Origin of the sequence: Microbacterium aurantiacum (assembly GCF_040532595.1) — a bacterium.
GTDB classification, from domain to species: domain Bacteria; phylum Actinomycetota; class Actinomycetes; order Actinomycetales; family Microbacteriaceae; genus Microbacterium; species Microbacterium chocolatum_B.
In genome coordinates, this window is record NZ_JBEVYX010000001.1 from 1,212,895 (window position 1) to 1,226,925 (window position 14,031).

13 protein-coding genes are annotated in these 14,031 nt (G+C 72.1%); 9 read left to right on the plus strand and 4 right to left on the minus strand.

Features of this window, described 5'->3' with window-relative positions:
- Positions 1–131: 131 nt before the first annotated feature.
- From ABXJ56_RS05735 to ABXJ56_RS05745, 3 genes are read left to right on the plus strand one after another with little or no spacing between them, the layout of a single operon-like run.
- Positions 132–1,154 (plus strand): 3-oxoacyl-ACP synthase III, encoded by a 1,023-nt coding sequence (locus ABXJ56_RS05735; protein WP_353998753.1) that lies wholly within the window; start codon positions 132–134, stop codon positions 1,152–1,154.
- On the plus strand, positions 1,148–3,967 hold the full coding sequence (locus ABXJ56_RS05740) for an alpha/beta fold hydrolase (RefSeq protein ID WP_435404986.1): 2,820 nt from the start codon (positions 1,148–1,150) through the stop codon (positions 3,965–3,967). Before ABXJ56_RS05735 ends, ABXJ56_RS05740 begins: the two co-directional genes overlap by 7 nt.
- Positions 3,964–4,929: an NAD-dependent epimerase/dehydratase family protein gene (locus ABXJ56_RS05745; RefSeq protein WP_353998755.1), complete on the plus strand. Its 966-nt coding sequence runs from the start codon at positions 3,964–3,966 to the stop codon at positions 4,927–4,929. Before ABXJ56_RS05740 ends, ABXJ56_RS05745 begins: the two co-directional genes overlap by 4 nt.
- Positions 4,930–5,517: 588 nt before the next feature.
- Here the strand turns inward: ABXJ56_RS05745 and ABXJ56_RS05750 are convergent.
- A complete protein-coding gene (locus ABXJ56_RS05750; RefSeq protein ID WP_353998756.1) occupies positions 5,518–6,588 on the minus strand; it encodes a spore photoproduct lyase family protein in 1,071 nt (356 codons plus the stop codon).
- A 220-nt stretch (positions 6,589–6,808) separates the two neighbouring features.
- Here ABXJ56_RS05750 and ABXJ56_RS05755 point away from each other — a divergent pair, with 220 nt between their 5' ends.
- From ABXJ56_RS05755 to ABXJ56_RS05770, 4 genes are read left to right on the plus strand one after another with little or no spacing between them, the layout of a single operon-like run.
- A complete protein-coding gene (locus ABXJ56_RS05755) occupies positions 6,809–7,756 on the plus strand; it encodes a metal ABC transporter substrate-binding protein (RefSeq protein WP_435404957.1) in 948 nt (315 codons plus the stop codon).
- Positions 7,753–8,565, plus strand: a complete 813-nt coding sequence (locus ABXJ56_RS05760; RefSeq protein WP_353998757.1) for a metal ABC transporter ATP-binding protein — start codon at positions 7,753–7,755, stop codon at positions 8,563–8,565. Before ABXJ56_RS05755 ends, ABXJ56_RS05760 begins: the two co-directional genes overlap by 4 nt.
- Positions 8,562–9,458, plus strand: a complete 897-nt coding sequence (locus tag ABXJ56_RS05765) for a metal ABC transporter permease (protein ID WP_353998758.1) — start codon at positions 8,562–8,564, stop codon at positions 9,456–9,458. Before ABXJ56_RS05760 ends, ABXJ56_RS05765 begins: the two co-directional genes overlap by 4 nt.
- A gap of 5 nt (positions 9,459–9,463) precedes the next feature.
- On the plus strand, positions 9,464–10,099 hold the full coding sequence (locus tag ABXJ56_RS05770; protein ID WP_353998759.1) for a metal-dependent transcriptional regulator: 636 nt from the start codon (positions 9,464–9,466) through the stop codon (positions 10,097–10,099).
- Between the two features lie 10 nt (positions 10,100–10,109).
- Here the strand turns inward: ABXJ56_RS05770 and ABXJ56_RS05775 are convergent, their stop codons facing one another.
- Positions 10,110–10,532, minus strand: a complete 423-nt coding sequence (locus ABXJ56_RS05775; protein ID WP_435404958.1) for a DoxX family protein — start codon at positions 10,530–10,532, stop codon at positions 10,110–10,112.
- The gene (locus ABXJ56_RS05780; RefSeq protein WP_353998760.1) at positions 10,529–11,521 is read right to left on the minus strand and encodes an SDR family NAD(P)-dependent oxidoreductase; all 993 of its coding nucleotides are present in this window, start codon (positions 11,519–11,521) and stop codon (positions 10,529–10,531) included. Before ABXJ56_RS05780 ends, ABXJ56_RS05775 begins: the two co-directional genes overlap by 4 nt.
- Positions 11,522–11,560: 39 nt before the next feature.
- Between ABXJ56_RS05780 and ABXJ56_RS05785 the strand changes: the two genes are divergently transcribed.
- Positions 11,561–12,370: an HAD-IIA family hydrolase gene (locus tag ABXJ56_RS05785; RefSeq protein ID WP_353998761.1), complete on the plus strand. Its 810-nt coding sequence runs from the start codon at positions 11,561–11,563 to the stop codon at positions 12,368–12,370.
- Between the two features lie 325 nt (positions 12,371–12,695).
- Complete coding sequence (locus tag ABXJ56_RS05790; protein WP_353998762.1) at positions 12,696–13,271, plus strand: YdeI/OmpD-associated family protein; 576 nt, start codon at positions 12,696–12,698, stop codon at positions 13,269–13,271.
- Between the two features lie 135 nt (positions 13,272–13,406).
- Here ABXJ56_RS05790 and pyrE read toward each other — a convergent pair whose 3' ends face one another.
- On the minus strand, positions 13,407–13,985 hold the full coding sequence (pyrE, locus tag ABXJ56_RS05795; protein WP_353998763.1) for an orotate phosphoribosyltransferase: 579 nt from the start codon (positions 13,983–13,985) through the stop codon (positions 13,407–13,409).
- Positions 13,986–14,031: the final 46 nt, after the last annotated feature.

Below are 14,031 nucleotides of genomic sequence, written 5' to 3' on the forward strand. Positions count from 1 at the left end.
AGAGCCGCCCCGCGACCCCCGGCGCGGCCGCGGAGCATACCCCACACCCGCATATGCCCATGAGGCTATGCGGGACGCGTAAAATCAAGGCTTTGGGCGACGCGGGCGCGTACGTCCGTGACGGAGGTTTCGTGGCCGGTAATGCGACGACGCGCTTCGACAACGTCTCTCTGTTGTCGGTCGCGAGCGTGCTCCCCTCTCGGGTGACCACGTCCGCCGACATCGAGCAGCGCCTCGAGGGCGCCCTCGCGCGCCTGAAGCTCCGGCCGGGACTCCTCCAGCGCGTCGCCGGCGTCGTCGAGCGCCGAAATTGGGCCGACGGCGAGGCGACCGATGAGGCGACGATCGACGCCGGCACCCGCGCCCTGGCCGAGGCGGGCGTCGACCCGAGCGAGGTCGGCCTCCTCATCAACACCTCGGTGACCCGCAAGCACCTCGAGCCCTCGGTCGCCGTGCGCCTGCACCACGGCCTCGGGTTGCCGACATCCGCCATCAACTTCGACGTCGCCAACGCCTGTCTCGGCTTCGTCAACGGCATGAGCCTGGCCGCCAGCATGATCGAATCGGGCCAGATCCGCTACGCGATCGTCGTCAACGGCGAGGATGCCGACGAGATCCAGGTCAACACCATCAACCGCCTCGTGCACTCGGATGCCGACCGCGACGGGTTCATGAGCGAGTTCGCCTCGCTGACCCTCGGTTCCGGTTCGGCCGCCGCCGTCCTCGGCCGGGCCGACGAGCATCCCGAGGGCCACCGGATCCTCGGCGGCGTGACCCGCGCGGCGACGCAGTTCCACGAGCTCTGCGTCGGCAGCGTCGACGGCATGTTCACCGACGCGAAGGCGCTGCTGAAGGGCGGACTCGACCTCGTCGTATCGGCCTGGAAGGAGGCGGCGCCCGAGTGGAACTGGTCCACGATGGACCGCTACATCACCCACCAGGTCTCCTCCGTCCACACGAACGCGATCGTGAAGGCGGCCAAGCTCGACCGCTCGCGCGTGCCCACCACCTTCCCCACGCTCGGCAACGTCGGCCCCGCGTCGATTCCGATCACCCTCGTCGAGGAGCAAAAGACCCTCAAGCGGGGCGATCGGGTGCTGCTCATGGGCGTCGGCTCGGGCCTCAACACGGCGATGATGGAACTGGCCTGGTGACCTCTCCCGCGGCGGCCGGCCCGCCGGTCCGGAACGGTCGCGCGCAGGTCCCGCCGCCGGGGCTTCCCGGACTCGATCCCCGCCTCTCCCGCGTCGTCTCCGTTCCCGGACGCGGAACGGATGCCGGCACCGCCTGCTCCTGGCACCTCCTGGACTCGCAGCCCGCGCTCGACGATCTCGGCCTCACGCCGATCGGGACGATCCTCGCGGTCCACGGAAACCCGACCTGGTCGTACCTGTGGCGGAGCGTGGTGTCGGGTTCCGTCGAGGCGGCCCGTGCGGGTGCCCCCGCGTGGCGCGTCGTCGCGGTGGACCAGCTCGAGATGGGCTACTCCGAACGGACCGGCATCCGTCGTCCGCTCGCGCAGCGCGTGCAGGATCTCGGCGCCCTGACCGACGCGCTCGCGCTCGAGGGCGACGTCGTGACCCTCGGCCACGACTGGGGCGGGGTCGTCTCGCTCGGCTGGGCAGTGGACCACCCCGAGCAGCTCGCGGGCGTCATGATGCTCAACACCGCGATCCACCACCCCCGCGGCGTGCCGATCCCGGCACCCCTCCGCCTCGCCGGCGCGCGCGGCGTCCTCGCGGCCTCGACCGTGCGCACGACCGCCTTCCTCGACACGACGCTCTCCCTCGCCTCGCCCGCGCTCGATCCGGCGGTCCGCGACGCGTACCGCGCGCCCTACGCCTCGGCCGATCGTCGTGACGGCATCGGCGGCTTCGTCGCCGACATCCCCGTCGACGACCGGCACGAGAGCTTCGCCGAACTCGAGCGCATCGCCGCGGGGGTCGCGGCCCTCACCGTTCCGGCACTCATGCTGTGGGGCCCGCGCGACCCGATCTTCGGTGACCGCTACCTCGACGACCTCGTCACGCGTCTGCCGCACGCCGACGTCCACCGCTTCGAGGGCGCCGGCCACATGATCGCCGAGGAACGCCCCTTCGCCGACGCGCTGTTCGCGTGGCTCGGGGAACGGCTGGGCGAACGGCGCGGCGGGCGTCCCGAGGCGCGTCCCGGCGCGCGTTCGGGAACGGATGCCGCATCCTCGGCGGCCGGAGCCCCGGCAGCACCCGCATCCGGGGCCTCCGCGGCCGAGCCCGAAGCGTTCGCGCCGATCTTCCGCGCCCTCGAGGCGCGCGCCGACGACGACGCCACCGCCGTGATCGACATGACGCGGACGGGTGCGGGCACGGACACCGACGCCTCGCCCCTCCAGGTCAGCTGGCGGCAGCTGAACGAGCGCGTCCGGCAGATCGCCGCGGGCCTCTCGGCGATGGGCGTGCAGCGCGGCGACCGGGTGTCGCTCCTCGTCCCCCCGGGCCCGACCCTGTCGGCGATCGTCTACGCGTGTCTCCGGATCGGCGCGGTCGTGGTCGTCGCCGACGCCGGCCTCGGCGTCAAGGGACTCACGCGCGCCGTCCGCGGCGCCTGGCCGGACGTGATCATCGGCGAGCTCCCCGGGCTCACCGCCGCGCGCGTGCTCGGCTGGCCCGGCCTGCGGATCTCCGCCCCACGCCTCCCGCGCCCCACCGCCGCGGCCCTCGGCGTCGCGACCTGCCTCGCCGATGTCGCCGCTCTGGGCGCGCAGTCCGATCTGCCGGACGAGCCGGGCGCCGACGACCCCGCCGCGATCCTCTTCACCTCCGGATCGACCGGACCGGCCAAGGGCGTCGCGTACACGCACGGCCAGCTCGCGGCGCTCCGCGACGTGCTCGCCGCGCACTTCGGGGTCACCGCCGACACCGGCCTCGTCACCGGGTTCGCGCCGTTCGCGCTCCTCGGACCCGCCCTCGGCACGCGGTCGGCGACGCCCGACATGGACGTCTCGGCTCCCCGCACCCTCACCGCGGCATCCGTTGCGGCCGCCGTGCGGGCGTCCGACGCGCGGATGGTCTTCCTCTCCCCCGCTGCGGTGCTCAACGTCGTCGCGACCGCCGACGTCCTCACCGCGGCCGACCGCGACGCGCTCGCGCGGGTCGAGGCCTTCCTCTCCACCGGCGCCCCGGTCGGAGCGCCGCTGCTGACCGCCATCGGCGCGCTGATGCCGAACGCGACTGCGCACACCCCGTACGGCATGACCGAGTGTCTGCTGGTCACCGACGTCACACTCGCCGAGATCGCCGCCGCCGCGGAGGCCGCCGACGCAGCCGAGACCGGATCCACGGATCCCGGATCCGCGGATGCCGCCGACTCCGGCGTGCTCGTCGGCGCGCCGATCGGGGCGAACCGCGTCCGGATCAGCGCCCTCGACGCCGACGGTCGCGCGACCGGCGTCCCGGGAGAAGAGCCGGGGGTTCTCGGCGAGGTGCTCATCAGTGCGCCGCACCTGAAAGACCACTACGACCGCCTGTACCTGACCGATCGCGCGGCGATCCGCGAGGTTCCGGACGACGGCTCCCGCTGGCACCGCACCGGAGACATCGGACACCTCGACGCGTCGGGGCGCCTGTGGATCGAAGGGCGCCTGCCGCACGTCATCGTCACCGCCGACGGTCCCCTCGCCCCGGTCGGACCGGAGCAGCAGATCGAGCGCGTCGACGCCGTGCGCCGCGCGGCCGTCGTGGGCGTCGGCCCGCACCGGCTGCGTCAGGCCGTCGCCGTCGTCGAGACGATTCCTTCGGTGTCCCGCCCGGGGCTCGCCGATCCCGCGGTGACGGAGGCGGTGCGCGCGGCGACCGCGACGCCGATCGCCGCGGTGCTCGCCGTTCCGGCGCTGCCGACCGACATCCGTCACAACTCCAAGATCGACCGCACCCGTCTGTCGCAGTGGGCCGAGCGCGTGCTCGCCGGAGAGCGTCCGGTGGCGCCGTGATCGTCCTCGCCACGGGAACATCGGGCTTCCTCGGCCGCGCCGTCGCCGCCGAGCTCGTCGCGCAGGGGCACGAGGTGCGGACGCTGCAGCGCCGCCCGTCCGGGGTCGCCGGTGCCACCGACATCCTGGGCTCCGTCACCGACCCGGGCGTGCGCGAGCGTGCGGTCGACGGCGTCGAGGGCGTCGTGCACCTGGCGGCGAAGGTGTCGCTCGCGGGAGATGACGCCGACTTCCGCGCGGTGAACGTCGATGCGACGGCCGGGCTGCTCGATGCCGCGCAGGCGGCGGGGGTCTCTCGATTCGTGTACGTCTCGTCGCCGTCGGTCGCGCACGCCGGGTCGGCTCTCGCCGGGGTCGGCGCCGAGCCCGCCTCGCCCGCCGACGCGCACGGTTCGTACGCGCGCACGAAGGCCGAGGCCGAGCTCATCGCACTGGAGCGCGACAGCGCGGCGATGCCGGTCACCGCGATCCGCCCGCACCTGGTGTGGGGACCGGGCGACACCCAGCTCGTCGAGCGCATCATCGATCGCGCCCGCCGCGGGCGCCTGCCGCTTCTGAACGGCGGCACGGCGCTGATCGATTCGACCTACGTCGACAACGCCGCCTCCGGCATCGTCGCAGCGCTGCATCGCGCGGACGCCGCGCACGGCCGCGCCTTCGTCCTCACCAACGGCGAACCGCGGCCCGTCGGCGACCTCCTCGCGGGCATGTGCCGCGCCGCGGGCGTGCGCCCGCCACGGTGGAGCATCCCCGCCGCGGTCGGACGCGGTGCGGGGTCGCTCATCGAGCGGGTGTGGGCTCTTCGTCCGGGCGAGGACGAGCCGCCGATGACGCGGTTCCTCGCCGAACAGCTGTCGACCGCGCACTGGTTCGACCAGCGCGAGACCCGTGCGGCCCTCGACTGGGCACCCACCGTGTCGATCGACGAGGGTCTCCGCCGCCTCGCCGCGCACTACGCCTGAGTCACGGCATCCGTCCGGGGGTCACGGGCCCGGCCCGGCCCGGCCCGGGGCGGCCCGGGGCGGCCCGGGGCAGCCCGGGGCAGCCTCGCGTACCGAACTCCTCCGATCCGGCGGCACTAGCGCAGAATCCGGCCGCTCCGACCTCCTCCGCCACGGATCTGAGGATTTCGGCCCACCCGATCCCCCTCCCCGCCCCCCCTGCGGCCCGTCCAAGCCCGAGCCCTCTGCCCTGCGTGCGCGCCCAGCGCCGTGCCGAACTCCTCAGATTCGGTCCCGATCCCCCCGGAACCGGCCCCCTCCTGACCTGCACACGCCAGATTCGAGGAGTTCGGTACGTGTCGAAGGCCGCCTGCTGGCAAGGACTCGCCGTGAAACCGGCCCATATCCCGTCCCGACCCGACGCTGCAGGCGGATCCGCCCCGAACCCGGGACCGGGACCGGGACCGAACGCATACGGCGTGCGCAGGGCCGAACTCCTCCGATCCGGCACGCAGAACCCCGAAACCCCGGTCCTAGGGGCCACTTCCTCCGCAGATCTGAGGAGTTGAGTACGCGGCGGACGTGAGCAACGCCCGCCGACGGCGGAAGTCAGAAGGCGTAGCGGACGCGGCAGTACGGCAGCTTCGCCGCAATGAGGGCCTCGAGCTGCGCGACGGCGACGCTCTTGAGTCCGTAGCGGTACCGCACGTTGACGGCGCCGTTCTGGGAAAGCTTCGGCTCCTGGTTCTCGGGCGTCCAGAGGAGTTCTTCGGCCTTCGGGTGCCAGCCGAGGTTCACGTCGTGCAGCTGTTCGTTGTGGGTGAGGAAGATCACCTCGCACGCGAGCTGCGCCTTGGCGCGGGCGTGCAGGGAGGCGTCGAGCTCCTCGAAGAGCGCGGTCCACTCCTCGACCCAGCCGGGGGTGAGGATGACGGGCGAGAAGTTGACGTGCACCTCGTAGCCCGCGTCGACGAAGTCGTTGATGGCGGCGATCCGCTCGCTCATCGGCGAGGTGCGGATGTCGGTGACCTTCGCTACCGCGTGCGGCATCAGCGAGAATCGCACGCGGACCCGCCCCGCGGGGTCCCAGTCGAGGAGGTCGCGGTTCACGAACTTGGTCGCGAACGAAGCCTTCGCGGTCGGCGTCATCCGGAACAGATCGCACAGGTCACGGACGTTCTCGCTGAGCATCGCGTCGACGGAGCAATCGCTGTTCTCGCCGATGTCATAGACCCAGGCTTCCGGGTCGCACTGGTTCGGCGAGGTCTTCGGGCCCTGCTTCGCCACGTGCCGCGCGACGTGGCGCGTGATCTGGTCGATGTTGGCGAAGACGGTGACCGGGTTGCTGTAGCCCTTCCGCCGCGGCACATAGCAGTACGCGCACGCCATGGTGCAGCCGTTCGCCGTCGAGGGCGCGATGAAGTCGGCCGATCGACCGTTCGGCCGGGTGACGACGGTCTTCTTCACGCCCAGGACGAGGGCTTCGGTCTTGATCCGCACCCACCGGGAGACGTTGGTCTCGTCGCCGTGGACTTCGGGGATCTGCCAGTGCGACGCGATCGGAACGACCTCCGCGTCCGGCCATCTCCCGACGATCTCCTGCCCGCGCGGCAGCTCGAGAGCGGCGTCCTCCGCATAGATGCGGGTGACGCGCATCAGCGGCGCGGTGGTCTTCGGCATCCGTCCTGTCTACCCCGAACCTCCGACATCGCCGGCGCGGCCCTCAACGGGCGATTACCCCGTACCGAACTCCTCAGATTCGGCCACCGCACCTGCGTAAACCACCGCCGCGGACATTCGGGGCTCCGGATATGAGGAGTTCGGTACGCGCGAGACCGGGATGCCGCTGACACCACCATCGTCACTTTTCGGCCTACCGAAAAATTCGTATGATTTCGGTGTGCCGAAAAATTCCGGACGAGCCAGAGGGGCGACGACCGCCGCCGCGCTCGCGCTCGGCACCCTGCTCGCCGGCTGTACCTCCCCCACGCCGGCGTCCCCACCCCCCACCTCCGCGGTCGACGATCGGCCCGTCGTCCTGACGACGTTCACCGTCCTGCAGGACATCGCCCAGAACGTCGCGGGCGAGCATCTCGTCGTGCAGTCGCTGACGAAGATCGGTTCCGAGATCCACGGGTACGAGCCGACGCCGGGCGACGTCCGGCGCGCGCAGAACGCCGACCTCATCGTCGACAACGGACTCGGACTCGAGGCCTGGTTCGCCGCCTTCACGCGGGACCTCGACGTCCCCACCGTCGTGGCGAGCGAGGGCGTCGAAACCGTGGCGATCGCGGGCGGCGAAGCCGCCGGTCGTGTGAACCCCCACGCGTGGATGTCGCCGCGCTCCGCCGCGATCTACGTGGAGAACATCGCCGCCGCCTTCGCCGACCTCGATCCCGCCCACGCCGACGCGTACGCCGCGAACGCCGACGCGTACACGGCCGAGCTCGAGCGACTGGATGCCGAACTCACCGCCGCCGTCGCCGCGGTTCCGGCCTCTCAGCGGGCGCTCGTCACGTGCGAGGGCGCGTTCTCGTACCTCGCGCGCGATGCGGGGCTGGGCGAGGCCTATCTGTGGCCGGTCAACGCCGAGCAGCAGGCCACGCCGCGCAGCACCGGCGACGTCATCGAGTACGTCCGCGAGCGCGGTGTGCCCGCCGTCTTCTGCGAGTCGACGGTGTCGAACGAGGCCATGCTGCGCGTGACCGAGGAGACGGATGCCGCGTACGGCGGCACCCTGTACGTCGACTCGCTGTCCGAACCCGACGGTCCGGTGCCGACCTACCTCGACCTCATCGAGCACGACATCGACGTCATCGTCGCCGGCCTCACGGGAGAAACCCGATGAATCAGACGTCCGCGATCGAGGTCCTGGGCCTCTCCGTCGCCTACGGCGAGACGCCGGCGCTCCTCGACGTCGACGTGACCGTCCCCTGGGGCACCGTGTGCGGCCTGGTCGGCATCAACGGCTCGGGCAAGTCCACGTTGCTGAAAGCGGTGATGGGGGTCGTCCGCCCCGATTCCGGCGGCATCCGCATCGACGGGGACCCGCCCGCCCGCGCCCGCCGCCGCGGAACCGTCGGGTACGTTCCACAGGCCGAGGACGTCGACTGGGCCTTCCCGGTCAGCGTCGGGGACGTCGTGATGATGGGGCGCTACGGGTTCCTCGGCCCCACGCGCCGCCCCCGCCGCGCCGACCGCGACGCGGTCGCGCACGCCCTCGACCGCGTCGGGCTCGGCGACCTCGCCGACCGGCAGATCGGGCGCCTCTCCGGCGGGCAGCGCAAACGCGCCTTCGTCGCCCGCGCGCTCGCCCAGGATGCCCGCATCCTGCTCCTCGACGAGCCGTTCGCGGGTGTCGACACCCGCACCCAGCAGTCGCTCACGGCCCTCTTCCGCGAACTCGCCGCCGAAGGCCGGTCGGTCGTCGTGTCGACCCATGACCTCGTCGGCCTCGCCGACCTCTGCGACGAAGCGGTGCTCCTCGCCCGCCGCGTCATCGTCCACGGGTCTCCCGCGGAGGTCCTCCGCCCGGACAACCTCGTCCGCGCCTTCGGCGTCGACGTCCTCGACCGAGGCGACGCGAACGAGACCGGCACGAACGACACCGACGCGAACGACACCGGCACGATCGACACCGGAGGTCTCCCGCGATGACCCCGATCGACCTCCTCGAGCCGCTGCAGTTCGTCTTCATGCAGCGGGCCTTCGCCGTCACCCTGATCGCGGCGGTGGTCTGCGGCATCCTGAGCTGCTGGCTCGTGCTCATCGGCTGGTCGCTGATGGGAGACGCGGTCGCCCACGCCGTCCTCCCGGGTGTCGTGATCGCCTACCTCGTGGGCACGCCTTTCGCGCTCGGGGCACTCGTATTCGCACTCCTCGCCGTGGTCCTCATCGGCGGTGTGCGCGCGACCGGACGCGTGAAGGAGGATGCCGCGATCGGCGTCGTGTTCACCTCGCTGTTCGCGCTCGGGATCGTGCTGATCTCCGTCTTCCCCAGCCAGACCGACCTCAGCCACATCCTCTTCGGGAGCCTCCTCGGAGTCGGTACCGCCGAGCTCGTCCAGGTCGCGGTCCTGGGAGCACTGACGATGGCGGTTCTGCTGCTGAAGCGCCGCGACCTCGTCCTCTACGCCTTCGATCCCGCCCACGCCCGCACGATCGGGCTCAGCCCGCGCGTCCTCGGCGCGGTGCTGCTGACCGCGCTGGCGGTCACGGTGGTCGTCGCCCTGCAGGCGGTCGGGGTGATCCTCGTCGTCGCGCTCGTGATCACGCCGGGCGCCACGGCGTACCTCCTCACCGACCGGTTCGGGCGCATGCTCTGGATCGCCCCGACCGTCGCCGCGGTGAGCGCGATCGTCGGCATCTACCTCTCGTACTTCCTCGACGCGTCCCCCGGCGGCACGATCGTGCTGGTCCTCGGCGGTCTCTTCGCCCTCGCGTACCTCTTCTCGCCCCGCCACGGTCTCCTGACGCGGATCGTGCGGCGACGGCGCGCGCGCGGGAGGAGAACCCGCACCGAGCCCGCTCGGGCACCCCGACTACCCTGAGTACCGTGGCCTCCCCTGCCGTCGACGACTACCTGAAGACGATCTACCACCACACCGAGTGGCAGACCGACCCCATCACGCCGTCCCAGCTCGCCGCCGTGCTCGGCCTCGCGCCGTCGAGCGTCACCGAGATGGTCCGCAAGCTCGCCGCCCAGCACCTCGTCTCGCACCGGCCGTACGGACCGATCACGCTGACGGATGCCGGGCGCCGGCGGGCGGCATCCATCATCCGCCGCCACCGACTCATCGAGACGTGGCTCGTGCGGGAGTTCGGTTACGCGTGGGACGAGGTGCACGACGAAGCCGAAGTGCTCGAGCACGCCGTGAGCGATCGGCTGCTCGACGGCATCGACGCCCTCCTCGGACATCCGCGGTTCGACCCGCACGGCGACGCGATCCCCGACGCCGACGGCGAGGTCGATCGCGCACCGTTCGTGCTCCTGGCCGACGCCGCGCCCGGCCACGAGGGCGAGATCCTGCGGGTCAGCGACCGCGACCCGGAGCTCCTGCGCGCGGTCGAGGCCGTCGGCATGCACGTCGGCACCCGCGCGACGGTGCGGGACGCCGCCCGGGTCCGCATCGGCGAGTCCGAGGTCGCGCTCCCCGAGGGCGCGGCATCCGGGATCTGGCTGAGCGCGTAGTTCCGCGCCGTCAGCAGCGGGCGGACCCGCGCGTGGACCACAGCGCCCACGCCACCAGCACCGGCTGCAGGAACAGCCTCCCGAACCGCTTCGCGTCGGTGTCGAGGCCCGGCACCGAACGGCCGCTCCGCCAGTGGTGGATGTTCCCGGGGAACACCGCGACGAAGAACACCGCGACCATCGTCCCGACGCGACGGAGAGCGGATGCCGAACCCCCGGTGCGGGCACCGGCGCCGGCACCGGCGAGCGCGGCCGCGAGGCCGAGCTCCACCGCCCCGGACCACAGGACGATCTGATCCTTGGACAAACCGGTGGCGCGGGGCACGGCATCCGGAACGGCGAGGCGGAACCCGCGACGCCCCCAGGTGAAGTGCATCGCCCCGGCGAGGGCGAGGAGCGCCACCAGCGCGCCACGTGCGATCCGGCGGGTCACGCGGCACGCTCCGGGCCGCCGGCGCCGTCGGCCGCGGGAACGGCCGCCGCCGCGGCCATCGGCCATCGCACGCCGGTCGCCGACTCGCCGAGGTCCCACAGGCGCTCGGCGACCTCGGGATCCCGGGTGATGCGCGATGCCTTCTGTCGGCGCGGCTCGCCGCGGGCGACCGTGCGCGGACCCCAGAACTCCCCGCCCTCGATGCCGGGATCGACGAGCGCCCGCACGAGCGACCACGCCCCGTGCTCCTTGGACTGGGTGATGGGGGCCTGGAGGTTGTCGGCGAAACGGGTGAAGCGGCTGGGGGCGTTGACGCCGACGATGCCCGGCGTGCGTCCGCTCGTGGAGTATCCGGGGTGGGCGACGACGCTCGAGACGGGGACGTCCGCGGCACGGAGGCGCCGGTCCGCCTCGAACCCGAGCGCGGTGCACGCGACCTTCGACTGGACGTACGCGCGCCAGGGCGAGTAGTCGGTCGTGAGCTGCGGATCCACCGGGTCGTACGGGGTGAGGGACGTCGACATGCTGCCCACCCAGACCATGCGCCCGCGCGCTTCGGCGAGGCGGACGAGGAGCTCACCGGCGAGGGCGAAGTGCCCGAGGACGTTGGTGGCGAGGACGACCTCGTGCCCGTCCATCGTCGTCTCGCGCGTCTTCGGCGGGTGGACGATGCCGGCGTTCAGCAGCAGCCCCGACAGCGGGCCGCGACCGCGCACGCTGGCGGCGGCCGAACGGATCGAGCCGAGGTTGCTCGTGTCGAGGAGGAGGGTGTCGGCGCGCTCGGGATCGGCATCCGGAGTCCGTCGGCGGACGGCCGCCCGCGCCGCGGCGAGGCGATTCGGATTCCGGCCGGTGAAGATCACGCGCGCGCCGGCGCGGAAGAGCTGCTCGCCGGCGAAGAAGCCGAGACCGGCGTTCGCGCCGGTGATCAGATACGTGCGGGCAGACAGGTCCGGGAGCTTCCGGGGGTCCCATTCGTCTCGCGCCACGCTCCGACCCTACGCCTCGAGGCCCGTAGGCTGAGCACCATGCGGACCCGCAGCGATATCGAATGCTGGCTCACCGACATGGACGGCGTGCTCGTCCATGAGAACACGCCCGTCCCCGGGGCATCCGAACTCCTGCAGAACTGGCGGGATCAGGGGGTGCCGTTCCTGGTGCTGACGAACAACTCGATCTTCACCCCGCGCGACCTGTCGGCCCGGCTGCGTGCGTCGGGACTCGTGGTGCCGGAGGCGTCGATCTGGACCTCGGCCCTCGCGACCGCGGACTTCCTGCAGAGCCAGATGCCCGGCGGCACCGCCTTCGTCATCGGCGAGGCGGGGCTGACGACCGCGCTGCACGAGGCGGGATTCATCATGACCGAGACCGATCCCGATTACGTCGTGGTCGGGGAGACGCGCAACTACTCCTTCGAGGCGATCACGAAGGCGATCCGGTTCATCCGGGGCGGGGCGCGGTTCATCGCGACGAACCCCGACGCCACCGGACCCTCGACCGAGGGTGTCCTCCCCGCGACCGGGGCGATCACGGCGCTCATCACGAAGGCGACGGGCATGGAGCCGTACGTCGTCGGCAAGCCGAACCCCATGATGTTCCGCTCGGCTCTGAACCGGATCGGCGCGCACTCTGAGACCACGGGCATGATCGGCGACCGGATGGACACCGACATCGTCGCCGGAATCGAAGCGGGCCTGCACACGGTGCTGGTGCTCACCGGCATCAGCGACCCGGCCGAGATCGAGCGCTACCCCTTCCGGCCGGACGAGATCCTCGACTCGGTCGCCGACCTCCTCCCGCCCGAGCCACTCGAGTCGGAGATGCCGGAGGGCATCTGACCCGGGGTGGGAACCGACCGGTTTCCCGGCCCCGTCCTACCGAACTCCTCCGATCCAGGGCCGAAACCGCCCGAAACACCACCTCACGCCCCCGAGCACGCCGGATCTGAGGAGTTCGGTACGGCGGCAGGGCACGACCCTGGACGTCGAGGCATCCGACCCGCGCTGCCACGGCCCGCGCGTCAGGCGGGCCGAACTCCTCCGATCCGGGGCCGAAACCGCCCGCAACCCCAATCCACGCCCCCGAGCACGCCGGATCTGAGGAGTTGCGCGCACCCGGGCCCGAGCACGGCCGCGCGTCGGAGGCCCTCGGTAGAGTCGCGGCATGGGCGCGCTCGACGACGGAGAACGGATCCACGCGACGGATGCCGCGTCCTGGCGCGCGTGGCTCGAGACCCACCACGCCACCTCGCGCGGCGCGTGGCTCGTTCGCGCCCGCCCGGGCAGCGACATCGTCGTCGTGGCCTACGAGGACGCGATCCGTCAGGCCCTGTGCTTCGGCTGGATCGACGGCCCCGTCCGCACGTTCGACGAGCGCATCGGCGGCCTGTGGTTCGCGCCGCGTCGACCGTCCAGCGGCTGGGCGGCGACCAACAAGGCCCGCCTGATCGAGCTCGAGGCCGCCGGGCTCCTCGCTCCCGCCGGCATCCGCGCGATCGAGGTCGCGAAGGCGAACGGGTCGTGGACGATCCTCGACAACGCCGAGGCGCTGCGCGAGCCCGACGACCTCGCCGTCGCCCTCGACGCGAACGCCGCCGCACGCGCGGCATGGGACGCGTTCCCGCCCTCGAGCCGGAAGTTCGGCATCGGCGCGGTCGACGCCGCCCGGCGTCCGGAAACGCGCGCGGCCCGGATCGCCCGTATCGTTGCGGATGCCGCCGACGGAAAGAGACCGCAATGATCAGCGAGCTGGAACAGAACCTGCTGTTCGGCATCACGGGGGTGGCCATCCTCGGCACCCTCATGGTGTTCGTGTGGAGCTACATCCGCAACCGCGAGAAGTGACCCGCCCGACCCGCCCGACCCGCCCGAACCGCTACTGCGGTGCGAGTCCCAGGTCGTCGAGGTCGATCGCGGCGAGCCACCGCAGCCCCGCGGCCTCGACCGCGGCCTGCGCGCCGGTCTTCCTGTCGACGATGACGGCGACGGCGACGGGCTCCGCACCCTCGCGGCGCAGGACCTCGACGGCCTTCAGTGCCGACTGTCCGGTGGTGGAGGTGTCCTCGACGACGACGACGCGCTTGCCCGCGACATCCGCTCCCTCGATCTGACGACCGCGGCCGTGGTCCTTGGGCTCCTTGCGCACGACGAACGCGTCGAGAGGGGAACCGGCGCGCACCGATTCGTGCAGCACCGCGTTGGCGATCGGGTCTGCACCGAGCGTGAGTCCGCCGACCGCGACGATCCCGTCGAGCTCGCCGATCAGGTCGAGCATGATACGGCCGATCGCGGGGGCGGCGCGGTGGTCCAGGGTGAGTCTGCGCATGTCCACGTAGTACGTGGCCTTCTTGCCGCTGGAGAGGGTGAAGTCCCCGTGGAAGACCGCTTCGTCTGTGATCAGGGCGATGAGGTTCTGGCGGTCGGCTTCGAGCTCGGGCGTGGAGGCGACGGTCACCCCTGCAGTCTATGAGGGCGGCCCGCCGTCGACGCGCTCATCCCGC